Consider the following 22,814-nt stretch of genomic DNA (forward strand, 5'->3'; position numbering starts at 1 on the left):
ACCGGTACGGGCGCGCTGCGCGCCCGGCCGGGTCGCGACGCCCGTCTCGCCCAGCGCCGACCGCCGCCCCGCCGGTGGTGCACGGCCTGCACAGTGCGCACGCCCTGCGCCGCGAGCCGGGCGGCCGCCCGGCCCTACCTGTTGCAAGCCCCCTCGGCCTGAGCCATGCTGCAAGGCACCACGATTTTAGAGCCAAAGCTCCATGGCCTCGACCCGAGTCATCAAGAAGTACCCGAACCGTCGGCTGTACGACACCGAGATCTCCAGCTACATCACCATCGAAGACGTGCGCCAGCTGATCGTCGACGGCGAGGAGTTCGAGGTACGCGATGCCCGCTCGGGCGACGATCTGACCCGCCAGGTGCTGCTGCAGATCATCGCCGAGCACGAACAGGACGGCGAACCGGTGCTCTCGACCCAGCTGCTGAGCCAGATCATCCGTTTCTACGGCGATTCCCTGCAGGGCTTCATGGGCAACTACCTGGAACGCTCGATGCAGACGTTCCTGGACCAGCAGGCGCAGTTCCGCAACCAGGTCGGCGGCATGCTCGGCCAGACGCCGTGGGCGATGATGAACCAGCTCACCGAGCGCAACCTGACCCTGTGGAAGGAATTCCAGCAGAACCTGTCGGGCAGCGTCGGCCAGAGCCCGGCGTCCGGCACCGGCACCGGCAAGCCCAAGGGCGACACCAAGCGCGAGCGTTGAGCCGCGCATCGATCAGCATCCGCGACGGCTCGCGCGCACCCGCGCGCGGCACCGGCGCGTGCGCGTAGCCGGCCCGCGCCGGCGCACGGGGGGATCCACATGAACAAGCGCATCGCCGTGGTCAGCGGCGGCATCGGCGGTCTCGGCAGCGAGATCTGCAAATCGCTGGCGCGCGCCGGGCGGCGCGTGATCGCGATCGACCTGGCCTCGCGCGAGGAGCGCATCGCCGCGTTCCGGCACGAAGTCCAGGGCATGGACGTGCGCTTCGAAGCGGCCAACGTCGCCGACTACGACGACTGCGCCGACGCCATCGAACGCATCCGCCGCGACGAAGGCGCCATCGACATCCTGGTCAACGCCGCCGGCATCACCCGCGACACCAGCCTGCGCAAGATGGACAAGCGCCAGTGGGACGACGTCATGGGCGTCAACCTCGACGGCGTGTTCAACCTGTGCCGGCACGCGGTCGACGGCATGGCCGAACGCGGCTTCGGCCGCATCGTCAACATCAGCTCGGTCAACGGCCAGACCGGCCAGTTCGGCCAGACCAACTACTCCGCGGCCAAGGCCGGCATGCACGGTTTCACCATGGCGCTGGCGCGCGAAGTCGCCCGCAAGGGCGTGACCGTGAATTCGGTCTCGCCCGGCTACTGCGAAACCGCGATGGTGCTGGCGGTGCCCGACGACATCCGCGCCCGCATCGTCGACAGCGTCCCGGTCGGCCGCCTCGGCAAGCCCAGCGAGATCGCACGCACCGTCGAATTCCTCACCGCCGACGACGCCGGCTTCATCACCGGCGCGAACATCCCGGTGAACGGCGGATTGTTCATGAGTTTCTGAGGCCGGCGCTTTGTTGCAGTTGCAGTTGCAGTTGCAGTTGCAGTTGCAGTTGCAGTTGCAGTTGCAGTTGCAGTTGCCGTTGCGCTGCCGTTGCCGTTACCGTTGCCGTTGCCGTTGCCGCGGCATTGAAATCCAATGCGCCGCACTCGCCCAACCCCACCCAGACCCGAAGGGCGGCGCGCAGGACGCGCGCCGTTTTTCGAGGAACAGGATGTTCCTTCGAAAAATCCCCGCGCACGCACCGAACTCGCATGGGAGGGTTGTCTAGGCAAGCCCTTCTCTTTGGTTACTTTCTCTTGGGCTAGCAAGAGAAAGTGACCCGCATGCGCAGCAGGCGGAAGCCTTTGCTTAAGAACGANTGTCTAGGCAAGCCCTTCTCTTTGGTTACTTTCTCTTGGGCTAGCAAGAGAAAGTGACCCGCATGCGCAGCAGGCGGAAGCCTTTGCTTAAGAACGAAACCAGCAAAGCAGCCGGAATTCGCGATCGCGGCTCACGCCGCTCCCACAGAAAGCAGAAAGCGAAGCCGATCCGAATCGAAGCCAGCGCGGCAGCCGAAGTTCGCGGTCGCGGCTTACGCCGCTCCTACCCCGAAGCGAGCGAAAGCAAGCCCAAAGCGAAGGCGGATCAGCACCATCGCGACGGTGCGCTTCTTCGGCCCAACGCCGCCTATTTCAGCGGCGGCTGCCCCTGGCAATACTTCTGGTAGTACTGTTCCGCTTGCGGCATCAAGGACTGCAGCACCTGGATCCGGTTGGCCGGATCCGGATGCGTCGAAGCGAACTCCGGCGGACGCTGCCCGCCGCCCAACTGCTCCATGCGCTGCCACAGCGGGATCGCCTGACGCGGGTCGTAGCACGCGGCCGCCGCCAGCATCAGACCGACCTGGTCGGCCTGGGTCTCGTGATTGCGCCCGTACGGCAGCACGAAGCCGTACTGCGCGCCCGCGCCGAGCGCGCCCATCACCGCCTGCTGCTGTTGCGGATCCATCCCGCCCAGCGCCACGCCCGCGGCCATCTGGCCCATCTGCACCAGCTTCTGCTGGGCCATGCGCTGCGAACCGTGGCGCAGCAGCGCGTGCGCGATCTCGTGGCCCATCACCACCGCCAGCGCGCTCTCGTTCTCGGCGATCGGCAGCAGACCGGTATACACCGCCATCTTGCCGCCGGGCAGGCAGAAGGCGTTGGCTTCCTGGGAATTGATGACCGCCACGTCCCACTTGAAGCCCTGGTAGTCGGTCGGCGCCTGCTGCTGATGCTGCGCGGCCATATCGGCGGTGACCTGCGGCACGCGGTTGATCAGGCGCTGGGCGATTTCGCGCACCTGCAGGCTGACCTTGTCGTTGGCCGGCACCAGCGCGCCCTGCTGGCTGGCGTCGCCCAGCACCTGCTGGAAGGCCTGCGCGCCCAGCTGCACTTCCTCGTCGGCGCTGGCGCCGTAATGCGCTTTCTCGCCGGTGTAGGGATCGGTCTGGGCGCTGCCGAACCAGGACCAGGCCGCGTAGCCCGCGAACAGGATCAGGATCCACCAGCGGATGCCGCCGAAGCCGCGCCGCTGTCCGCCCTGCTGCTGCGCGTTACCGAAGGGGTCGATCCTCATCTCAGTTCCTCCGTCCTGCCTGGTGGCGCCGCCGGTCCGGTGGTTCCCGTCCCGCTGGCGCCCATCGTGTCAGATATCGCGCACCACGCGAAAGCCGATCCGCGCGCTGGTGGTGTCGGCGTCGCTGCCCTGGCGCCAGGCCGAGCGCGTCTGCGCCGGCGAACTCGCCCAGGAGCCCCCGCGCAGCACGCGCGTGCGGCAGCCCGGATTGACCCAGGCCTCGCCGTTGCGCGGCGCGCGCCGGTAGCTGTCGTGCCAGCAGTCGCCGACCCACTCGCTGACGTTGCCGGCGACGTCGTGCAGCCCGAACGCGTTGGCGCGGTAGCGTCCCACCGGCGTCGGCCCCCAGGCGTTGTCGCCATAGCCAGCGAAGGCGTTGTTCCAGCGCCGGCCGGTCGGCGAGGCGTCCAGGGCGCCGGTCAGGTTGTCGACCCGGGTCAGCGGCGCGCCCTCGCCCCAGGGATAGGCCTGGACGCTGCCGGCGCGCAGCATGTATTCGAACTCGGCCTCGCTCGGCAGCCGGTAATGGTGGCCGGTCTGCTTGGACAGCCAGGCCGCGTAGGCCATCGCGTCCTTGGCGCTGACGTGCACCACCGGCATATCGTCGGCGGCCGGGCGGCCGGCGTAGTCGGATTGCCAGTCGACGTTGCCGCGCCGGACCAGGTTGCCGCTGCGCTCGTCGTAGGCGGTGGAATAACCGCGCCGGCTGGCACGCGCGCGGTGCTTGGTCGCGTTCATGAAGCGGCGGAATTCGCCGACCGTGATCTCGGTGCGCGAGACCGCCAGGCCGCGGTCGAAGCGGATGTTGCGGGTCGGCCGCTCGGCGTCGCTGGAGCCGGCCTCTTCGGCCTCGGCGCCCATCCGGAACGCGCCATGCGGGATCACCACCAGCGCCGGGCCGCGACCGCCGCTCTGCATCGCCTCGGTGAAGGTCTGGCCCGGGCGGAACAGGCCGTAATGGGTGGCCAGGTCGATGCGCTCGCGCAGTTCGACCGCCGCCGGATCGCCGGCCGGCGCGATCCGCAGCAGGTTGCCCAGCAGCTCGCGCGCCTGTTCGATACCGCGTTCGCGAGTGAGCGCGGCCAGGCCCAGGTCGCGCAGGCGGCCCACGCGCGCGGCGCGCTGGGTGGCGATGCGGCCCTGCGCGTCGGCGGCGGTGTTCATCTTCGGCCGCACCTGCGCGGCCAGCGCCAGCCAGCGCTCGGCGCCGGCGTAGTCGTCGCGGTCGGCGGCGATCTCGGCGCGGCGGATCAGCGCGCTTTCGGCTGCGGCGATGCCCTGGCTGGCGCGTACGTCGCCGGGGCGCAGCGACAGCGCTTCGCGGAAATAGGCCAGCGCCCCGCCCTTGCCGCTTCCGTTTACGTCGCCTTCGCCGATACGGCCGGCGTTGAGTTCGCCTTCGCCCAGGCGGTTGGCTTCCTGGGCCTGATCGGCGCGATCGACGCGCTGCAGGTAGGCGTCGACCTTCTTGTTCTCCGGCGCGACCGCGCGCGCGACCGCGGCCGCCTCGTGCGCGCCGCGCAGGCGCAAGGGGTCGTCGTCGATCTCGGACAGGGCCTGGTCGCCCTGCACGATCAGCATCGCCAGGGCGCGCTCGAACCCCGCCGCGAACCGGGCGTCGTTGGGCGCGTACTGCACCAGCGCGTAGTAGATCGGGATCGCCGAATCGGCGTCGGCGTACAGCGCGCCGGCGGCCAGCGCGGCATCGGCGCGGCTCATCAGCGCTTTGGCGTTGGCCTGACTGACCTCGACCGGCGGCGGCCGCCACGCCGGCACCGGCGACACCGCCTGGTCAGCGCTGATGGTCACGATCGGCGTGCGCCCGGCGCCCGCGCCCGGCGTGGCCGGCGCCGCCGGCTCGCGCGTACAACCCGCGAACAGCAAGACCGACGTCAAACCTGCCAATGCCAGTGCGCGCAAACGTCCTCCGCAGCTTTGTCCAGCCAGCTCTATCCAGCGATTCGACCGGGCCGGGCCGGGGCCGCACCGGCCGGTGCGGGCCCGGATCGGGCGAAAGTAGGCTATTGTCGCCCGCCGCGGCAACTTCGTCGCGCCGGCGCCGCCGCACCGTCCCGCACACGTTCAGATCACCATGCCCATTTGGATCTCACAGCCTGCCGCCCTGCAGGAACATTTCGCCACCCGGCCGGCCCGCATCGGCCTGGACACCGAATTCATCCGCGAGCGCACCTACTGGCCGCAGCTGGCGCTGGTGCAGATCGCAGTCGGCGACGAGATCCTGCTGGTCGATCCGCTCAAACCGGGCATGACCCAGGCGCTGGCGCCGATCCTGGCCGACACCGCGATCCTCAAGATCATGCACAGCGCCAGCGAAGACCTGGTCGCGTTCAAGCACGCCTGCCAGGTCGTGCCCAAGCCCCTGTTCGACACCCAGCTGGCCGCCGCGCTGGCCGGCATCGGCGGCGGACTGGGCTACCAGAAACTGGTCGAACAGCTCACCGGGGTGACCCTGGCCAAGGGCGAGACCCGCTCGGACTGGCTGCGCCGCCCGCTGTCGCCGGCTCAGCTGGAATACGCCGCCGACGACGTCCGCCACCTGTTCGCGATGCATGATGCGCTCGACGGCCAGCTCGGCCTGCTCGGCCGCCGCGAATGGCTGGTCGAAGACGCCCAGCGCACCATCCACAACGCCGAACACGAAGGCCTGGAGCCCTGGCCGCACCTGGGCATGCGCAGCGCCCAGTTCCTCGACCGCAACGCCCAGCGCCGCCTGCTGCGCCTGCTGCGCTGGCGCGACGCCTACGCGCGCGACCACGACCGCCCGCGCAGCTGGATCCTGGACAACGAACTCGCGGTCGCGATCGCCCGCTCCAATCCCGCCGACCGCGACCTGCTGCAAGCGCAGCTCGACGCCCACCCGAAAGCGCCGCGCAAGCTCGGCGATGCGGTCTGGACCGCGCTGAGCACCGCACTGGCCGACGAGGACCAGGCACCCGACGCATCGGTCGGCGAGAACCGCGACAAGCAGCGCCTGCGCAAACTGCAGGACGCGGTCGCCGCGCGCAGCGCCGAACTCGGCCTGCCCGACGGCGTGCTTGCTTCGCGCCGCTGGCTGGAAGCCCTGCTCGACCACGGCGACTGGCCCGACGCCCTGTCCGGCTGGCGCCGCACCGCGCTGGAGCCCGGCCTGACCCCGCTGCTGGCGGCCCAGGACTAGCGCACCCGCGCCCGGGCCGCTACACTTTTAACCTTACGTGGGGCGGTAGCTCAGCTGGGAGAGCGTCGCGTTCGCAATGCGAAGGTCGAGGGTTCGATCCCCTTCCGCTCCACCATTCGTTCCAGACGCAAAGCCCCGGCTCGCCGGGGCTTTCGCGTTTCTGCGATCCGCTGGGATCGGCTTATCCGGCGCAATACCGGTCCGCGACGTGCAGCGCTTCGTCGATGATCGACAGCCCCTCGCGCAGTTCGTCCTCGGCGATGTTCAGCGGTGGCGCGACGTGCAGGCGGTTGCCCATCGGCAGGGGCCACAGGCCGAGGCGTTTGCATTCCTTCGCCAGCGCGGCCATCGGAGCGTTCGCCTTACCGCTGGCATTGAACGGGACCAGGGGTTCGCGCGTGCCGCGATCGCGCACCAGTTCCAGCGCCCAGAGCATGCCCAGCCCGCGCACATCGCCCACGCACGGATGCCCTTGCCGCATCGCTCGCAATGCCGGGCCCAGCACGGTTTCGCCGAGCATGCGGGAACGTTCGATCAAGCCTTCGTCGCGGTAGATGCCGATGCACGCCACCGCCGCTGCGCAGGCGAGCGGATGGCCGGAGTAGGTCAGGCCGCCGGCATACGGGCGCTGGGTGAAACTCCCGGCGATCGCCTCGCTCATGATCACGCCGCCCAGCGGTACGTAGCCGGAATTGACGCCCTTGGCGAAGGTGATCAGGTCGGGCGCGACGTTCCAGCGATCGATCGCGAACCACTCGCCGCAACGGCCGAAGCCGACCATCACCTCGTCGGCGATCATCACGATGCCGTGCGCATCGCACAGCTCGCGCACGCCGAGCAGGTAGCCGTCGGGCGGCACCAGCACTCCGTTTCCGCCAACCACGCTTTCCAGCAGGATCGCGGCGATGCCGCGCGGGCCTTCCAGGGCGATCGTGTCGGCCAGGTGCTTGAGTGCGCGCTCGCATTCCTCGGCCTCGTCGGCCGAATGGAAGGCCGAGCGGTATGCGTACGGGCCCCAGAAACGCACGATGCCCGGCGCGCCAGGCTCGGACGGCCAGCGGCGCGGGTCGCCGCTGGCGGCGATCGCCCCGGAGGTGGCGCCGTGATAGCTGCGGTAGGCGGTGAGCACCTTGTGCCGCCCGGTATGCAGGCGCGCCATGCGGATCGCGTTCTCCACCGCTTCGGCGCCGCCGTTGGTGAAGAACACGCGGTTGAGATCGCCAGGTGCGACTTCCGCGATCAATCGAGCCGCTTCGCTGGTCGCCGCATTCGCGTGGTAGGGCGCGATGGTGCACAGCGTCGCGGCCTGCGCCTGGATGGCGGCGATCAGCCGGGGATGCTGATGCCCCACGTTGACGTTGACCAGCTGGCTGGAAAAATCCAGATAACGGCAGCCGCTCTCGTCCTGGAAGTGCGCGCCGGACGCGCCCGTCACGACGACCGGATCGTTCGCGCCCGCGGCCGACCACGAATGCAGCACGTGCGCGCGGTCGTCGCGCATGGCCGATGAAGACGACGGCGCTTCCTGATGCTGTGCGCTGGTCGCGCCGGCGTCGTGCACGCTTGCCTCGCGCATGGGGCGTCCTTTACGGGATGAAGGTCTGCTCGGGGTCGTCGAAGGACTTGAATTCCAGCGCGTTGCCCGATGGATCGAAGAAGAACATCGTCACGTGCTGGCCTGGCTTTCCTTTCAGGCGCAGGTGCGGTTCTTCCTCGAACTCGATGCCGGCATCGGTGAGGCGGCGGGCCAGTGTCTCCCATGCCCGACGATCCAGGTTCATGCCGAAGTGCGGAATCGGCACCGCCTCGCCGTCGAAGCGCCCGACCTGCAGCGGCTTCCCGTCCGGCGCGATATGCGCCACCAGGTGATGGCCGAAGAAATCGAAGTCCTGGTACGACACATCGCTGCGCCCTTGCGGGCAGCCGATCAGCTCGCCATAGAAATGCCGCGCTTCGTCCAGATCCCGCACCGGGAAGGCAAGATGGAACTGCGTGATCGCGCTCATGAAGCCACCCTCCGCTGCGGCACGCACGCGTCGAAGATGTTCTCCCAGAACTGGTTCCAGGCAGTGATGCTGCGTTCGTAGCCTTGCGCCAGCTCGGGCAATACCGAGGAGTCTTCGCGAATGTAGGCATCGATCGCCGCACGCGTGAGCTCGCCATGGACGATGTCTTCCTCGCCGGTGTGGATGGTCCAGAACTCCCAGTCGATGCGATCGGCGTTCTCGCGCATGTACGGATGCAGGCGCAGGTGTTCGAACATCACCGAAAGGTAGGTCTGGCACAGGCACTCGCCGCCCATGCCGCGCAGTCCCACGCCGAAGGCAGGGCCGCGCTTGCGCAACTCGTCGGTGAGGCCGCCGAGGATCGCGCGGTTCGCCGGCAGGCCGGTGTCGACCTGCTCGCGCGGCACGCCGATGCTGGCCAGGAAACGGTCGTAAATTTCAGGATGCGCACGGGCGGCGTCGCCCTCGCCCAGTTCCTCCGACAGGATCTGGCTGAGCAAGCTGCGCAGCCCGCCGAACGGCAGTTTGGCCAGCAGCAGTGCAAGATCGCTGATGTAGTCGATGGTGAAAAAGCGGTACTGCGTGCAGAACCGCCGCAGGGCGTCGACCGGCAGGTGGGTGAGCGCTCTCATCTTCTGCTCGGCCAATGCTTCGGTCGCTTGCTTGGCCCGATCGGCGAAGGCCCAGAAAGTCTCCCGGCCCCATGTACCCGCATGCATCGCGATGCTCGGAAACGAGGGAACCGCGCGCGTATGGAAGCTATTCTCCAATGACATGCACCCTGCCCGTTGAGGCGGTCGCAGCATCGCCGCGATCCGGCGTGAATGGATAGACGCTGAGTCGCGACCGAGCATACCCGTCGGAAACGATGGCCAGGTTCACGTCGCTTTGACACGCACGTCGCGATTTAACGCGATGTAAGCGAAATTCCTACATCCTGCGCACGCTTTACAACAAATGCTTCATATCGCACGTACATCCGATCCACGAACCACAATTGCGGTTCATCTTTCGTTACACGTGACGTGCGAGCCTCGCTACTGCACCGCTATCGTGCGAGCACGCGACCCACGATGACCTCTGCGCACGACATACTCACGCCTTCGCCCGTCAACCTGTTGTGGACCGGCGGCTGGGACTCGACATTCCGGCTGCTGCAGTTATTGCTGCAGCATCGCGTCGAGGTGGTGCCGTATTACCTGGAAGACCCCACGCGCGCCTCGACGCAGCGCGAAATCCAGACGGTGGAACGCATCACCGCCGCCCTGCGCGAATCGCATCCGCACACTCGCGCCTTGCTGCAACCGCTGCGCCGATTCGCGGTGGAGGGGATTCCGGTCGATCCCGATATCGCCGCCGCATTGCGCGAGATCCGCCGTCGCAGCTACATCGGCAGCCAGTACGCATGGTTGCCCGCGTTCTGCCGGCAGCAGGCCCTGCCCGATCTGGAGCTGTGCGTGCACGTGGACGACAAGGTGCAGGCGTTGCTGCGTGGATACGCGCAGGAGTTCGCGCACCCGGCCGGCTATCGCAGCATGCGCGTGGATCGCGCCCACACGGGGTCGGCGGAACACACTTTGTTCGGTTCCTTCAGCTTTCCGTTGTTCCATATCGACAAGGTCGGCATCGACCGCGCGGCGAACGCCGCGGGCTGGGGCGAGCTGATGGAGCTGACATGGTTCTGCCACACGCCCCTGCGCGGGCGGCCGTGCGGCATCTGCCCGCCGTGCGTGTACACCATCGAGGAAGGCCTGGCGCGGCGCGTGCCGCCGTCACGACGCGTGGTCTCGTGGTTCTACCGCCGCCTGTGGCTGCCGCTGCGCACGGCGCTGCGGCAATGGCGCGCGACCGGCCACGGCCGCGGAAACGAACGCCCGCCGGCGCCGGGCTACGGCGGGACCTGAGTTCAGCCGGCCTTGCCGCGGCACCCGGCGCGACTCCCTGCAGTGTGCGATGGCCTTGGCCGTGGCGTTCACGACGCTGGCGCAAGCAAGGCTGTTCCTGAGCCGACGAATGAGGGCCTTCAAGACCGACCCAGCGGCTGATTACCCTATTGCAGGAGGCGCCGTATTCATCAGTGCCCGGCGCGTCGGCCAAGGCATGGCTGCTCGTTTCGCTGTCACGTCCCACATGTATATGAATGGCCTGTGGAATCTCATTGAGCACAAAGCCTCTTCAGAGCAGTCACATATTGTGTGCGCATTTCGCTGCCTCACTCACCCGCCGGCCCTCGCTGCACTCCAACAACCGCAGTTTCATGAGGCTTCTCCGGACCTGGACGCGATTTTCGATCGCCTGCAGGCCAGCGGAGCCGAGGTCGTCCATGAGCCGACGGTGCAGCCTTACGGCGCGACTGCGCGTTCCGCGATCCCGCCGGCAATCACGTCCGCATCGACGAAGTGTGCTGAAGCATTCGCTTTCGATGTCTCGCCAGCGGGCGGCGCTGGCCTCGCCGCCCCTGCGCCGCTACCCTGCCTCGGCCCGATCCGGCACCGCCCGGCGACGCGACCTGCCCCTCCGGCCATCGATCGCACAAGGAGATTCCCATGACCGCGAAGAAGAAAGCTGCCGCAAGCCAGACCGCATCCAAGGCTTTCTCGGCCGAAGAACGCGCCGCGATGAAAGAGCGCGCGAAAGAGCTCAAGGCCCAGGCCAATCGGGCCGAGAGCGAAAAGGACCTGATCGCCAAGATCGCCGAGATGCCGCCGGCGGACCGCGCGCTGGCCAAGAAGCTGCATGCGATCGTCACCGAGGTCGCACCCGCGCTGGTCCCCAAGACCTGGTACGGCATGCCCGCCTACGCCAACGACGACGGCAAGATCCTGTGCTTCTTCCAGGCCGCGTCCAAGTTCAACAGCCGCTACGCGACCTTCGGTTTCAACGACGTGGCCCAGCTGGACGACGGCGCGATGTGGCCGACCGCGTTCGCGCTGCAGTCGCTGGACGCCGCCGAGGAAAAGAAGGTCCGCGCGCTGGTCAAGAAGGCGCTGGGCTGAGGCATGGCCAAGCCCGCGAAGCGAAGCGATAGCGCGGGCGTGTCGGCGCCCGCGCCGACCGACCGATGCGGCCTGGTCCACGTGCAGGACGCGCGCGAGAGAGAGCCTGAATGACTGACACGACGCGTCGCCGCCTGTTCGTCGGACTCGCCGCCGCAGCCTCGCTGGCGGCCGCCGCGCCCTGGTTGCTCAGGCGCAAGCGCGCGCACGATCACGCCGCCGCGCCGGCGACGCCGGACTCGCATGCGGGTCCCGGGCTGCCGAACGCGCGGCCGTTCCAGGCGCCGCTGCGCCTGCCGGGCCGCGACGGCCTGTTCGCCGAAGTCGCGCTGTCGGCGCCGTTGGCGCTGAGCGCACGCGCCGCAGCTTTCCCGATCTTCGGCGGCAAGCCGACCCTGGTCTGGCACTACGCCGGCAGCGCCGACGGCCATGCCATCGCCAATCCGCTGCTCCGCGCGGCCAAGGGCGACACGGTCGAAGTCTCGCTCGACAACGCCCTGCAGGAAGACACGACTATTCACTGGCACGGCCTGAGCGTGGACGAGGCCAACGACGGCAGCGGCCTGCATCCGGTCGCTGCCGGCGGCCGGGCGCGCTACCGGTTCAGGATCGACAACCGTGCCGGGCTGTACTGGTATCACGCGCATCCGCACGAACGCACCGGCCAGCAGTTGCAGCGCGGGCTGGCGGGCCTGCTGCGGATCGAGGACCAGGAAGATCGCGCGCTCGGCGAACGCCTGGGCCTGCGCTGGGGCGAACGCGACCTGCCACTGTTCATCGCCGACAAGCAGGTCGACGCCGACAACGGCATCGTCTATCGCCAGGGCGCGGACGACTGGATCGGCAACCGCGTCTTGGTGAACTGGACGCCCGAACCCTTCCTGGAAGTGCTGCCGGCGCTGTACCGCCTGCGCATGGTCAATGCGGCCAACGCGCGCATGCTGCGGATCGCGTTCGAGCACGAAGGCCGGACGCTGCCGTTCCAACTCATCGGCACCGACGGCGGATTGCTGGCGCAGGCCTGGACGCTGGACGATGTGTTCCTCGCGCCCGCGCAGCGCATCGACGTGCTGGTCGATTTCGGCGCCTTGCCCGCCGGCGCCCGCGTGCTGCTGCGCAGCCTGGAATACGTCGCGATGGAGAACGAGGACGAGTCCGGTGCGTTCGCGCCCGATCCGATGGGCGAGCATCCGGGCGCGGCGCCGATGGGCAATGCGCTGGACCTGATGCAGTTCTGCGTCGCCGCCTGCAGCGATACGCAACGACGCCAGGCCAAGCCAGCGCCCATCAGGGTGCCGGCAATGCTGAGCGCATTGCCGCCACCACCCGACACCAACGGCTGGCCGGTGCGGCCGATCCGCCTGCGCATGGACGACCAGGGCACCTGGTTCATCAACGACTGGAACTACCATCAGGTCGGCCACGATCCGGTGTTCACCGTCAAGCGCGGCAGCCGCGAGGTCTGGGAAATCCGCAACAACATGACCAGCATGCCGCACCCCATCCACGTGCACGGTTTCCAGTTCCGCGTGGTCTCGCGCAGCATCAGCCCGCCCGACGTGCGCAGCCGCAAGGTCACCAGCCAGGGCCTGGGACCGCAGGATCTGGGCCTGAGCGACACCGTCGTGGTGTGGCCGGGCGAGATCGTCCGCATCGCGATCGATTTCGCCCAGCCCTACTCCGGCATCCAGCGCTACATGCTCCATTGCCACAATCTGGAGCACGAGGACATGGGCATGATGGTCACATTCGCCGTCGACGATTGAGCTCGGCGCTGCGTCGCCTGCCCGTGGCAACTTTCACTCAGAAGAGAACGAATCCATGAACCGTGTCGCACACGCCTGCCTGATCGTCCTGCTGCCGGTGGCCTTGGTCGCATGCCAGCCCAAGAGCGGGAACGAAGCCGCCTCCAGCGACGCGGCGCCCGTACGTCTGGACGACGCCCGCGCCAGAACCAGCTACATGGTCGGCCTGGATCTGGCCAAGCAGGTCGCGCCGGTCCGCGACGAAGTCGACATCGACACCGTCGTGGCCGCCCTGCGCGCCGCGCACGCTGGCAAGAAGCCGTTGCTGGACGAAAGCCAGGTCGAGCAGATCCGCAAGGACTTCGTGCGCCAGCTGCAGGACAAGCGCAAGGCCGAGCAGTCAGCACTGGCCAAGAAGAACCTGGAACGCGGCCGCGACTTCCTGGCCGGGAACGGCGCCAAGCAAGGCATCGTCACGACCGCATCGGGCCTGCAGTACCAGGTGGTCCGCGATGCCCGCGGCGCCAAGCCGGCGGCCGACGCCACGGTGCGGGTCAACTACGTCGGCGCGGCGCTCGACGGCAAGGAGTTCGAGAACACCTATGCGATCGACCATCCGTCCGAATTTCCGCTCAACCAGGTCATGCCCGGCCTGCGCGAAGGCATGATGCTGATGCCCACCGGCAGCAAGTACCGATTCTGGATCCCGGCCGCGCAAGGTTATGGCGAGCACGGCGTACCGGGCCAGATCGAGCCGAACGCGACCCTAGTCTTCGATGTCGAACTGCTCGAGATCGCCGGCTAGCCGGGAAGCAAAACACCAGGCGCTGCATGATCATGCGAGACAAGGAAGCCACCCGGGAGCTGAGAATCCCCGTTCGGTTGCTCGAAGACTTCTACGGAAAAGGGAACTTCGATGATGCCGGCGATGATATCGCGCAGCTGGCAGGGACATGTTTTGGGAAGGATCTCAACATCGAGTTCGATTTCGATGCTTCGCACTCGAATCCATGGTTCCATGACTTCGTCGTACGCATATCCGGCATCGACCATGAACAAGCTGAGCATCTGCGTGGAATACTTGAACGCAGAGGGCTGGTCGCCTGACAGTTCATTCCAGCCGATGCCGCTATCGCGGCGCAGCTTGATTCTGGAATTGTGCGGCGATAAATCATGAGCCAAGCGCATCTACACGATCTTCGCAGCCACTTGGAAAGGCGTCATTGGCGTATCGTCGATGAATTGTCCGGCGATGACGGCAACCTATCCGCGTATGGGAAGTTTCCAGGCCAAACGGCGCCTGCAAGTTTCACTTGGATTCGATGGCACGGATCTACCCTTCGGGTTGGAGACTCTCCCGATCCAGCGCACCTACGACTGCGCAGTGCGCGAAGCGCCGGACATCAGCCTGTATTTCGCCCGCATCGGACGAACATAGGGCGAGGAGCTGGAGTCCTTTCTCGAAGGGCTAGAGGCATGGGCCAAGTGAAGTTTTTGCTCCGGCCGCCGCACAGCGCTGGTGCGCAGCCCGCTGGAACGCAGCCTTATGTCCAACGCCAGGCAGCTTCGACCTTCCGTCCGAATTTCCGCTCAACCAGGTGATGCCCGGGCTGCACGAGGGCATGATGCGGATGACCACCGGCAGCAAGTACCGGTGCAGGACCCCCGCCGCGTAAGGTTACGGCGAACTCGGCGTGCCGCGCCAGATCGAGCCGAACGCCACCCTGGTCTTCGATGTCAAACGGATCGAGATCGCAGGCCAGCCCGCTACCCCACACCGGCGGCCGCGCCGCCACGGACCCTGCGATGAGCGCGAGCCGATACGTCCTCACCCTGTCCTGCCCGGATCGCATCGGCATCGTCAGCGCGATCTCCGGCCGTCTGTTCATGCATGGCGCCAACATCATCGAGTCGCAGCAGTTCGGCGACCCGGAGACCGGCCGCTTCTTCATGCGCACGGTGTTCGACCACAGCCGCGCGATCGACGACGGCCGCCTGCAGCAGGACCTGGGCATGGTCGCCGACCATTTCGGCATGGACTGGAAGCTGCGGGACCTGGCCGAGCGGCGCCGGGTGATGCTGTTGGTATCGCGCTTCGACCATTGCCTGAGCGACCTGCTGTATCGCTGGCGCATCGGCGAGCTGCCGATGGACATCGCCGCCGTGGTCGCCAACCATCCGCGCGAGACTTACCGCCACCTCGATCTGGACGGCTTGCCGTTCCACTACCTGCCGGTCGTGCGGGACGACAAAGCGCAGCAAGAAGCTGCACTATGGTCGTTGATCGAAAGCACAGGCACCGAGCTGGTGGTGCTGGCGCGCTACATGCAGGTGCTGTCGCCCGCGCTGGTGGCCAAGCTGGCCGGGCGCTGCATCAACATCCACCATTCCTTCCTGCCCGGCTTCAAGGGTGCGCGTCCGTACCATCAGGCGCACGCGCGCGGCGTGAAGCTGATCGGCGCCACCGCGCACTTCGTCACCGAGCATTTGGATGAAGGGCCGATCATCGAACAGGACACGCAACGGGTCAGCCACCATCACACCCCGGCCGACCTGATCCGCATCGGCCGCGACGTCGAGCGGCGCGTGCTCGCCCAGGCGCTGCGCTACTGCCTGGACGACCGCATCCTGCTCAACGGCGACAAGACGGTGGTGTTCGCGCTCTGACGACGCGGCGGTCGCGGCCGCTCGATTCTTCGCGGTTGCGGCACCGGTGAGCGGCAGGCGCTGACGGAAAAACCCCGGCACCGTCGGTACCGGGGTCTTGTCGATCCGCCGCGACCGGAACGGCCGCGGCGGCGACGGCAGGCCAGGCCCGCGCGACTCAGAAACGCTGACGGTACTGCAGATAGTAGAAACGCCCGGGCACGTCGTACTGCTGGTCGAACTGGTTGTACGGCGCGGTCAGGGCCAGCGGCGGCTCCTTCTCGAACACGTTGTTGGCGCCGATCGAGACGGTCGCGTTCCACGGTGTGTTGTAGCGGAACTGGATGTCGTGGTACGTGACCGCGCCCAGGTGGTTTTCGAGCGTGTCCGGGCTGGAGCAGTAGGCCTTGAACGAGGCCGGGCAGGTCTCGTCGATGCCGGACTTGTAACGCACGCCCCAGGTCGCGCCGAAATCGCCCTTGCTCCAATCCAGATACAGGTTGGACTTGATCCGCCAGTACGGGTCCTGCGGCAGGTACAGGCCCTGGCGCTGCTCGGGCTTGGAGTCCTTGGTGGTCTTGGTTTCCCAGTTGGCGGTATAGCTGGTGTCCCAGGTGATCGAGAACTTGCCGTAGTCGGTTTCCGGCAGGCGGTAGTTGACGGTGACGTCGTAGCCTTCGACCTCGTACTCGGCCAGGTTCAGCAGCGGCAGATCCATGTCGGTGATGGTGCCGGGGTTGCCCGGGTAGGCGTTGTCGCGCTTGAACAAGGCGCAGTACACGGCGCGCTCGCCGGCCGTGCCGGAGTAGCACTTGTCGAGCACGAACTGCGCGGTCGGCCGGGTGATCGCGTTCTCGATGGTGATCCGGTACCAGTCGACCGCGATGTCGAAGCCCTGCAGCCAGCTCGGGCTGTAGACGAAGCCCAGGGTCTTGCTGACCGAGGTTTCCGGCTGCAGGTCCGGGTTGGACTTGTTGGTGAACGCCTCCACCGTCTGCCGCGACGAGCCGCTGCCGGACTGGGTGTAGCCGGCGGGCACGCCGTCGGCGGTGCAGCGCGCGGCGACGGTCGGGTCGCTGCGCTTGCCCGAGTGGCTGGAGCACGGATCGGCGTAGCTGGAGAAGGTGTCGGCGTCGCCGCCATAGAGGTTGGTGATGCTGGGCGCGCGGAAGCCTTCCGACCAGTTGCCGCGGATCAGCAGGTCTTCGAACGGCTTCCAGCGGAAGCCGAACTTGCTGTTGAGCGTGTCGCCGAAGTTGCTGTAGTCCGAGTAGCGCGTGGCGATGGAGAAATCCAGCAACTTCGCGAATGGGAGGTCGGCCAGCACGGGCACGGCGAACTCGGCGTAGAGATCGTCGAGCGAATAGCTACCCGCGGTCGGCTTGCTGCCGTTGCCGGTGCTCAGGCCGGCGGCGATGAACGCGTCCGGGTCGAACTGTCCGCTTTCGATGCGGTGCTCATAGCCCGCGGCGAAACCCAGCGGGCCGGCCGGCAGGTCGAACAGATCGCCGCTGATGTTGGCGGTATAGCTCTTGGATTCGACCTTGCGCGAGTCGTGGGCGGTGAACGAGACGTAGTCCAGCGCCTCCTTGCTGATCGAACCCAGGCCGCCCAGCGGATTGATCGGGACGCAGCCGGCGACCACCGCAGTGGGCGTGCCGCAACGGGCCACGCCGCCGCCGTCGACGAAGGACGGGCCGTAGGCGTTGCGCAGGTTGGCCAGGTTGAACAGGCCGTAGGTGATCGTGTTCTCGTCGCTGCGGTCGTAGCGGTAGCCTACGTCCCAGTCGAAGGTACGCTCACCGAAGTTGAAATAGCCCTCCAGGCCGCCGTAGAAATGGAAGTTCTTGACGTCTTGGTTGAATGAGCGGCCGCCGGATTCCTGGAAGCGGCGACTGACGCTGATCAGGTCGCGCGCGCCCGCGGTGCCTTTGGTCGGGTTGTAGATGCTGTCTTTGCTCAGGGTCAGGCCGGTGACCGGCATGGCCGCGAGCAACTGCTCGGAGAGGCGCTGGTTGTACAGCGTCTCGACCCGGAAGGTCAGGCTGTCGGTGATGTCGAAGGTGCCCTGCGCGAACAGCGACTTGCGCTCCTGCGGGGTCAGCAGGTAGTTGTCCGGCGCAGTGTTGTAGCCGTGTACATTGGAGCTGAACGGAACGAAGCTGTTGTTGTTGCCGAGCACGTAGCGCTTGTTGTCGCGCGGATCGACGAACGAACCCGGGAAGCCGGTGTTGCTCTGCCCGCCGAAGAACGGCGGGCCGCCGGCGGAGATGTCGCGGTCGCCCGCCATCACCTGCTCTTCCTTGACGTAGGACGCGCCGATCAGCAGCGAGGAGCGGTCGTTGCTCACGCCCAGGCTGAAGTCGTAGGCCTGGCGCATGCCGTCGCCCTGCCCGAACTGGCCGATGTAGGCGCCGGCCTCGGCACCTTCGAAATTGCGGCGGGTGATGATGTTGACCACGCCGGCGATGGCGTCGGAGCCGTAGATGGTCGAGGCTCCGTCCTTCAGCACTTCCACGCGCTCGATGATCGATGCCGGGATGGTATTGAGGTCGACCGTGCCGTCGAGCTGAGTGGTCCAGCGACGGCCGTTGACCAGGACCAGGGTGCGACCGCTACCGAGGTTGCGCAGGCTGATGCCGGCCGAGCCGTCGCCGCCGTTGTTGAAGGTGGTGTTGAGCGCGGCGCCGTTGGTGGAGATGCGCTGCAGCACGTCGGCGACCGAGGTCACGCCCTGCTTGTCGATCTCGGCGCGGGTCAGGGTGAAGATCGGCTGCGATGTCTCGATGTCGGCGCGCTTGATGCGCGAACCGGTGACCTGGATGCGGTCGATCTCGGTCGGTGCCTTGGCGTCGGCGGCGGGCTGGTCCTGCGCCTGCGCGACGGGTGCGGCGATCGCGAGCGCGATGGCGATTTCCAGCGGCAACCGCGCGCGGCGGCCTGCGGAGGTGGTGGAGTACTGCTTCATCTAGCGATGTCCCCTCGTAGTGGTGGTAGCGTCCGCGCCTTGTTATCGACGCGTTAAACGCAGGCCAAACTACGGCGCGGCGAGCCGCATCCGGGTGCGCAAACCGGGCGCGGGACTTGCGGATTTCTGGCCGCTGGCTTGCAGCGCGCGGTACTCGCTGGCGGTGCAACCCATGCGCGCACGGAAGGTGCGGGCGAAGCTGCACGGCGAATCGAAGCCGCAGGCGTGGCTGACCTCGCCGATCGACAGGCGGCTTTCGCGCAGCAGTTCGCAGGCCTGCTGCACACGCTGGTTCACGCAGGCAGCCTGCACGGTGATGCCGTAGACGGCGTGGAAGGTCTTGGAGATCCACCAGGTCGAGAAGCTGGTGAGCTGGGCGAGTTCGTCCATCAGCACCACGCGGTGGGCATTGCCGCGCAGATAGAGCTTGGCGCGCTGCAGGCGACCTAGCACCTGACGCTGGCGCGCGCGCCGGCGTCCGGGGCAACGCTCCAGCAGTTCGTCGAGTTCGTGCTGGGTTTCGTGCACGTAGGCCAGCAGCATGCGGAACGCGGCCAGGCGCTGATTGGGCAGACCGCGGGCCGAGGCGGCGGTCGCACAGCCCCTCCACAGCCGCACCAGTGCGCGCCGTTGCGCGGCGTCGACGCGGCCGTCGCCGGGCATCAGGTCGATGCGGGCATGGCGCTCGATCTCGCGCATCAGCGCAGGCTTGCAGCTGAATCCGATCATCAGTCCGCGGCGTTCGGCGTCGATGCGCGGTGCGCTGTCGCGGTCGAACGCGATCCACTGGTCGCGATTGAGCGCGAAGCGGCCTTCGCGGCTCTCGATCCGCGAGCGGCCGCGCAACTGCAGCCAGTAGGACGGCGAACTGCCGGACACACGCACGCTACCGAAGTCGCGTACCAGATAGAGCTGGAAGCCGTCGTTGGAAGGAGCGTGGTCGCTGTCGATCAGCTGCCCGCTTTCGACGCTTTCCCAACCTTCCTGGCTGCCGTAGTGGTGATAGTCGCTTTGCATCATCGCTGCCCCTGTCGGTCCTGGCCGCGTCGGCGCGGCTTCGGGCGCAAGCCATCGCGGCGCGCGCGCCGACGGCGCGGGCGACGGTCGCCTGCGGTGGAGTGGAGGGCGATCCGGCCCGTCGTTCGTGTGCGCGTCGGCGGCGTTGCGCCTGCACCCGCGTACCGTCCTGCTGTCGTCTTGCGACGCGGTCGAGTGTTGCGATGCGCGCGCGCTCACGCTTCGAACTGATTCGAACGGTCGCGTTTGCGTTTATGTTGCGTATGGAATGCGCACACGTTTCTGCAACATCTCGAACGTAGCTCAGGCAGGATCGGCACAATGCGCGGCGCGATCCGCCGCGGTGCGGCGTTCAGGTCGGTTTGGGCAACTCGACCCGCACCTGCAAGCCGCCCTGCACACCTGGCGCGAGCGCGATGTCGCCGCCGTGGCCACGGATCACGCTGCGCGCGATCGACAGGCCCAGGCCGGAACCGCCGGCATGACGGGCACGTGCTTCGTCCAGGCGCCGGAACGGCGCGAACGCATGCTCGTATTGCTCCGGCGCGATGCCGGGACCGGCGTCGGTCACGGTCACCCGCAAGGCCGATTCGGTTTCCTGCAGCGACACCCGCACGCGGTCGCCGTAACGCCAGCCGTTGTCGATCAGGTTGGCGAAGGCGCGCCGCATCGCGATCGGCTGGCACGGCAGATAGGCGTGATCGGGACCATCGTAGAGCGCGTCGCCGCCAGCGTCGGCGACGTCGTCGCAGAGGCTGATCAGCAGCGAGGCCAGATCGACGGTCTGGTGCGGCTCCAGGCTGGCGTCCTCGCCGGCGAAGGCCAGGCAGCCGGAGATCATGGTTTCCATCTGCGCGATCTCGCCCAGCAGGCGTTCGCGATGGGCGTCGTCGACGTACTCGGCGAACAGGCGCATGCGCGTGAGCGGCGTGCGCAGGTCGTGCGAGATCGCGGCCAGCTGCTGGGTACGGTCGTCGACGAAACGCTTGAGCCGCACCTGCATCTCGTTGAACTTGTGCGCGATCGCGGCGTATTCGGGGATGGTCATGCCCTCGATCGGCGTCGGCTCGCGCTCGCGGCCCAGGCGCTCGGCGGCCTGCGACAGCTTGGTCAAGGGTTGCAGGAAGCTGCGCGCGGTCCACACCGACAGGCCGGCGACCGCGACGATCAGCAAGGCCATGCCGCTGAGCTTGAACAGATGCTGCAGCCAGCGCGGACTCGGTCGCCCGGGACTGGCCAGCAGCCAGTCGCCGTCGGGCAGCTCGATCGCGACCGACATGCGCGGCAGCGCCGCATCCGCGCGCAGTCCTTCCAGGAAGGCCGGACCGACGCCCGAGCCCAGCATCATGCCGATCCGGCCCAGCGGCGAGAGCGCCGTCCGCGCTTCGGATGGAGCACGGACCGCCACGTCGGGCATCGGCGGGAGCCCCGCCTCGTCGTGCACCAGCATCATCTGCGGCGCGCCCTCGGGCGGCGGCGCGGCCCAGGAAGCGCTCGGCGCAGCACCTCCGGCCGGTGCCACCGCGATCGCACCCGCAGGCGGCGGTGCCGCCGCGATCAGGCCCGGCGGCAGGGCGACCGGCGGCGGCTCGGGCATGCCCGCATCGTTCGTAAAGGTCCCGGCGTTCTCCGGATCCGCCACCGGCGCCAGGCGCGCGAACCTGTCGGCCAAGGGCAACGCCGAGATCGACGACACGCCGACGAACGGCCGCGCCGCGACCGACAGGATCTCGCCGCGCGCCGCGCCCAGTCGCGGCACCACGACGGTCACCTGGCGCACGCCGCGGCCGTGCTCGTCGGGCAGGTTGTTCATCGATACCGCATAGGCGCCGCCGCTGGTGTCGGGGTTTTCGACCAGGCGCCGGCGCATGCTTTCGATCAGGCCCGACAGCGGCGGACCGTGGCGGTCGTCGCTGGGCGGCAGCAGGGCGAACTCGACCTTGCGCGCATGCGTGGCCTCTTCGGCCACGGCGGCGCGGCGCGCGCGCGGTAGGCCGGCGACCATGCTGCGCACGTCCAGGGCCTGCTGCACCAGCGATTGTTCGTCGACCAGGGTCGGCCCGGTCGAACGCAGGGCCATACCGATGGCGATATCGATCAGCAGCGTCATCGCCATGGTCGACAGCACCACGATCGCGATCCGCGGCGCCAGGCGCATCCGCGCCAGCGACAGGCGCGGCTTCATCGCGGGCGCGCCTCGCCGGCGACGCTGACGTCGGCGGCGAAGATATAGCCCTCGTTGCGCACGGTCTTGATCAGGTTCGGGCGCTGCGGACTGGCCTCGATCTTGCGCCGCAGGCGGCTGACCTGGACGTCGATGCTGCGGTCGAACGGCGTCAGCACGCGGCCCTTGACCAGGTCGATCAGCTGATCGCGCGAGAGCACGCGCTGCGGATGCTCCAGGAATGCCAGCAGCAGGTCGAACTCGCCGCTGGTGAGATCCGTCAGCGCGCCCTGCGGCGACACCAGGCTGCGATGGCGGGCGTTGAGCTTCCAACCCATGAACGCGTATTCGGAACCCGCGCGCGCGGTGCCGCGCCAGTCGGCGTCGGCGCGCCGCAACAGGGCGCGGATACGCGCCAGCAGTTCGCGCGGGTTGAACGGTTTGGCGATGTAGTCGTCGGCGCCCAGTTCCAGGCCGACCACGCGGTCGGTATCGCCGTTCATCGCGGTCAGCAGGATCACCGGCACCTGGCTGGTGCTGCGCAGTTTGCGGCACAGGGTGAAACCGTCGTCGCCGGGCATCATCACGTCCAGCAAGACCACGCTGACCGGCTCGGCGGCCATGCGCTGCGCCATGCCGACGCCGTCGCCGGCCTCGAGCACGCGCATGCCGTGGTCGCCCAGGAAGCGCGCCAGCATGGAACGGATGGTGTCGTCGTCGTCGACGACCAGGACGGTGGGCGCAGCGATGGCGTAGGCGGATCCCATGGGGCGCAGGTTAGCCGAAGGCGGGTGGCGGCCCATGCTCTGTAACACAGTGAAACAAAACGATGGATAGCCGAAATCGGCTGGGGGCTTGCGCTGCCTAGGATTCGATGGTCGCCGCCCCCACGGTCCGAATCCCGCGCATGCCTTCGACGCTGCCGTTATCCCCTGCCCTGCGACGCGCCGCT

Annotated in this window: 19 protein-coding genes and 1 tRNA gene; 9 read left to right on the plus strand and 11 right to left on the minus strand. The window is 67.7% G+C overall.

All coding sequences use genetic code 11. From position 1 onward, the window contains the following. Positions 1–202 precede the first annotated feature (202 nt). Together phaR and phbB are read left to right on the plus strand one after the other, a co-directional pair. Positions 203–706, plus strand: a complete 504-nt coding sequence (gene phaR, locus ASE10_RS15550) for a polyhydroxyalkanoate synthesis repressor PhaR (RefSeq protein WP_055909913.1) — start codon at positions 203–205, stop codon at positions 704–706. Between the two features lie 99 nt (positions 707–805). After that, positions 806–1,546 (plus strand): acetoacetyl-CoA reductase, encoded by a 741-nt coding sequence (gene phbB / locus ASE10_RS15555; protein WP_055909910.1) that lies wholly within the window; start codon positions 806–808, stop codon positions 1,544–1,546. Here phbB and ASE10_RS20595 read toward each other — a convergent pair. From ASE10_RS20595 to ASE10_RS15565, 3 genes are all read right to left on the minus strand, one after another. Further along, complete coding sequence (locus ASE10_RS20595; RefSeq protein WP_162255286.1) at positions 1,533–1,784, minus strand: hypothetical protein; 252 nt, start codon at positions 1,782–1,784, stop codon at positions 1,533–1,535. The genes phbB and ASE10_RS20595 overlap by 14 nt on opposite strands. 428 nt (positions 1,785–2,212) lie before the next feature. Further along, positions 2,213–3,142, minus strand: a complete 930-nt coding sequence (locus ASE10_RS15560; RefSeq protein ID WP_055909907.1) for a M48 family metallopeptidase — start codon at positions 3,140–3,142, stop codon at positions 2,213–2,215. 69 nt (positions 3,143–3,211) lie between these two features. Next, positions 3,212–4,951: a formylglycine-generating enzyme family protein gene (locus ASE10_RS15565; RefSeq protein WP_235565917.1), complete on the minus strand. Its 1,740-nt coding sequence runs from the start codon at positions 4,949–4,951 to the stop codon at positions 3,212–3,214. A gap of 283 nt (positions 4,952–5,234) precedes the next feature. Between ASE10_RS15565 and rnd the strand changes: the two genes are divergently transcribed. Together rnd and ASE10_RS15575 are read left to right on the plus strand one after the other, a co-directional pair. Next, positions 5,235–6,320, plus strand: coding sequence for a ribonuclease D (rnd, locus tag ASE10_RS15570; protein WP_055909905.1), 1,086 nt, complete (start codon positions 5,235–5,237; stop codon positions 6,318–6,320). Positions 6,321–6,359: 39 nt separating this feature from the next. Continuing rightward, positions 6,360–6,435 (plus strand) — tRNA-Ala (locus ASE10_RS15575). A 66-nt stretch (positions 6,436–6,501) separates the two neighbouring features. Here ASE10_RS15575 and ASE10_RS15580 read toward each other — a convergent pair. The 3 genes from ASE10_RS15580 to ASE10_RS15590 are packed head-to-tail and all read right to left on the minus strand — an operon-like array spanning position 6,502 to position 9,132. Then, complete coding sequence (locus ASE10_RS15580) at positions 6,502–7,896, minus strand: aspartate aminotransferase family protein (RefSeq protein WP_082559932.1); 1,395 nt, start codon at positions 7,894–7,896, stop codon at positions 6,502–6,504. A 10-nt stretch (positions 7,897–7,906) separates the two neighbouring features. Next, positions 7,907–8,326, minus strand: a complete 420-nt coding sequence (locus tag ASE10_RS15585) for a VOC family protein (RefSeq protein WP_055909903.1) — start codon at positions 8,324–8,326, stop codon at positions 7,907–7,909. Then, positions 8,323–9,132 (minus strand): iron-containing redox enzyme family protein, encoded by an 810-nt coding sequence (locus ASE10_RS15590; RefSeq protein ID WP_162250479.1) that lies wholly within the window; start codon positions 9,130–9,132, stop codon positions 8,323–8,325. Before ASE10_RS15590 ends, ASE10_RS15585 begins: the two co-directional genes overlap by 4 nt. Before the next feature lie 267 nt (positions 9,133–9,399). On the opposite strand from ASE10_RS15590, the gene ASE10_RS15595 reads away from it, so the two are divergent. From ASE10_RS15595 to ASE10_RS15610, 4 genes are all read left to right on the plus strand, one after another. Then, positions 9,400–10,230: a hypothetical protein gene (locus ASE10_RS15595; RefSeq protein ID WP_055909897.1), complete on the plus strand. Its 831-nt coding sequence runs from the start codon at positions 9,400–9,402 to the stop codon at positions 10,228–10,230. A gap of 642 nt (positions 10,231–10,872) precedes the next feature. Beyond that, positions 10,873–11,322: a DUF1801 domain-containing protein gene (locus ASE10_RS15600; RefSeq protein ID WP_055909895.1), complete on the plus strand. Its 450-nt coding sequence runs from the start codon at positions 10,873–10,875 to the stop codon at positions 11,320–11,322. A 110-nt stretch (positions 11,323–11,432) separates the two neighbouring features. Next, complete coding sequence (locus ASE10_RS15605) at positions 11,433–13,088, plus strand: multicopper oxidase family protein (protein ID WP_056305674.1); 1,656 nt, start codon at positions 11,433–11,435, stop codon at positions 13,086–13,088. Positions 13,089–13,143: 55 nt separating this feature from the next. After that, a complete protein-coding gene (locus ASE10_RS15610) occupies positions 13,144–13,872 on the plus strand; it encodes an FKBP-type peptidyl-prolyl cis-trans isomerase (protein ID WP_056305677.1) in 729 nt (242 codons plus the stop codon). Here the strand turns inward: ASE10_RS15610 and ASE10_RS20335 are convergent. Beyond that, positions 13,869–14,255: a hypothetical protein gene (locus tag ASE10_RS20335; protein ID WP_056305679.1), complete on the minus strand. Its 387-nt coding sequence runs from the start codon at positions 14,253–14,255 to the stop codon at positions 13,869–13,871. The two genes, ASE10_RS15610 and ASE10_RS20335, sit on opposite strands and share 4 nt — an antisense overlap. A gap of 618 nt (positions 14,256–14,873) precedes the next feature. On the opposite strand from ASE10_RS20335, the gene purU reads away from it, so the two are divergent. Further along, positions 14,874–15,734, plus strand: a complete 861-nt coding sequence (gene purU, locus ASE10_RS15620; RefSeq protein ID WP_055909876.1) for a formyltetrahydrofolate deformylase — start codon at positions 14,874–14,876, stop codon at positions 15,732–15,734. 157 nt (positions 15,735–15,891) lie between these two features. On the opposite strand, the gene ASE10_RS15625 is transcribed toward purU, so the two are convergent. From ASE10_RS15625 to ASE10_RS15640, 4 genes are all read right to left on the minus strand, one after another. Further along, positions 15,892–18,681: a TonB-dependent receptor gene (locus tag ASE10_RS15625; protein WP_056305681.1), complete on the minus strand. Its 2,790-nt coding sequence runs from the start codon at positions 18,679–18,681 to the stop codon at positions 15,892–15,894. 69 nt (positions 18,682–18,750) lie between these two features. Then, positions 18,751–19,701 carry a helix-turn-helix transcriptional regulator gene (locus ASE10_RS15630; protein WP_056305684.1) on the minus strand — a complete coding sequence of 317 codons (951 nt, stop codon included), beginning with the start codon at positions 19,699–19,701 and terminating at the stop codon, positions 18,751–18,753. A gap of 349 nt (positions 19,702–20,050) precedes the next feature. Next, positions 20,051–21,883 (minus strand): ATP-binding protein, encoded by a 1,833-nt coding sequence (locus tag ASE10_RS15635; RefSeq protein WP_056305686.1) that lies wholly within the window; start codon positions 21,881–21,883, stop codon positions 20,051–20,053. Continuing rightward, positions 21,880–22,629, minus strand: a complete 750-nt coding sequence (locus tag ASE10_RS15640; RefSeq protein WP_055909863.1) for a response regulator — start codon at positions 22,627–22,629, stop codon at positions 21,880–21,882. Before ASE10_RS15640 ends, ASE10_RS15635 begins: the two co-directional genes overlap by 4 nt. Positions 22,630–22,814 lie beyond the last annotated feature (185 nt).

It is taken from the genome of Lysobacter sp. Root76, from assembly GCF_001428685.1.
Lineage (GTDB): Bacteria > Pseudomonadota > Gammaproteobacteria > Xanthomonadales > Xanthomonadaceae > Lysobacter.

Coding starts and splice junctions, on each gene's coding strand:
- phaR (WP_055909913.1), top strand. CDS start 203: ATGGCCTCGACCCGAGTCATCAAGAAGTACCCGAACCGTCGGCTGTAC.
- phbB (WP_055909910.1), top strand. CDS start 806: ATGAACAAGCGCATCGCCGTGGTCAGCGGCGGCATCGGCGGTCTCGGC.
- ASE10_RS15560 (WP_055909907.1), bottom strand. CDS start 3,142: ATGAGGATCGACCCCTTCGGTAACGCGCAGCAGCAGGGCGGACAGCGG.
- rnd (WP_055909905.1), top strand. CDS start 5,235: ATGCCCATTTGGATCTCACAGCCTGCCGCCCTGCAGGAACATTTCGCC.
- ASE10_RS15580 (WP_082559932.1), bottom strand. CDS start 7,896: ATGCGCGAGGCAAGCGTGCACGACGCCGGCGCGACCAGCGCACAGCAT.
- ASE10_RS15585 (WP_055909903.1), bottom strand. CDS start 8,326: ATGAGCGCGATCACGCAGTTCCATCTTGCCTTCCCGGTGCGGGATCTG.
- ASE10_RS15590 (WP_162250479.1), bottom strand. CDS start 9,132: ATGCTGCGACCGCCTCAACGGGCAGGGTGCATGTCATTGGAGAATAGC.
- ASE10_RS15595 (WP_055909897.1), top strand. CDS start 9,400: ATGACCTCTGCGCACGACATACTCACGCCTTCGCCCGTCAACCTGTTG.
- ASE10_RS15600 (WP_055909895.1), top strand. CDS start 10,873: ATGACCGCGAAGAAGAAAGCTGCCGCAAGCCAGACCGCATCCAAGGCT.
- ASE10_RS15605 (WP_056305674.1), top strand. CDS start 11,433: ATGACTGACACGACGCGTCGCCGCCTGTTCGTCGGACTCGCCGCCGCA.
- ASE10_RS15610 (WP_056305677.1), top strand. CDS start 13,144: ATGAACCGTGTCGCACACGCCTGCCTGATCGTCCTGCTGCCGGTGGCC.
- ASE10_RS20335 (WP_056305679.1), bottom strand. CDS start 14,255: ATGCGCTTGGCTCATGATTTATCGCCGCACAATTCCAGAATCAAGCTG.
- purU (WP_055909876.1), top strand. CDS start 14,874: ATGAGCGCGAGCCGATACGTCCTCACCCTGTCCTGCCCGGATCGCATC.
- ASE10_RS15625 (WP_056305681.1), bottom strand. CDS start 18,681: ATGAAGCAGTACTCCACCACCTCCGCAGGCCGCCGCGCGCGGTTGCCG.
- ASE10_RS15630 (WP_056305684.1), bottom strand. CDS start 19,701: ATGATGCAAAGCGACTATCACCACTACGGCAGCCAGGAAGGTTGGGAA.
- ASE10_RS15635 (WP_056305686.1), bottom strand. CDS start 21,883: ATGAAGCCGCGCCTGTCGCTGGCGCGGATGCGCCTGGCGCCGCGGATC.
- ASE10_RS15640 (WP_055909863.1), bottom strand. CDS start 22,629: ATGGGATCCGCCTACGCCATCGCTGCGCCCACCGTCCTGGTCGTCGAC.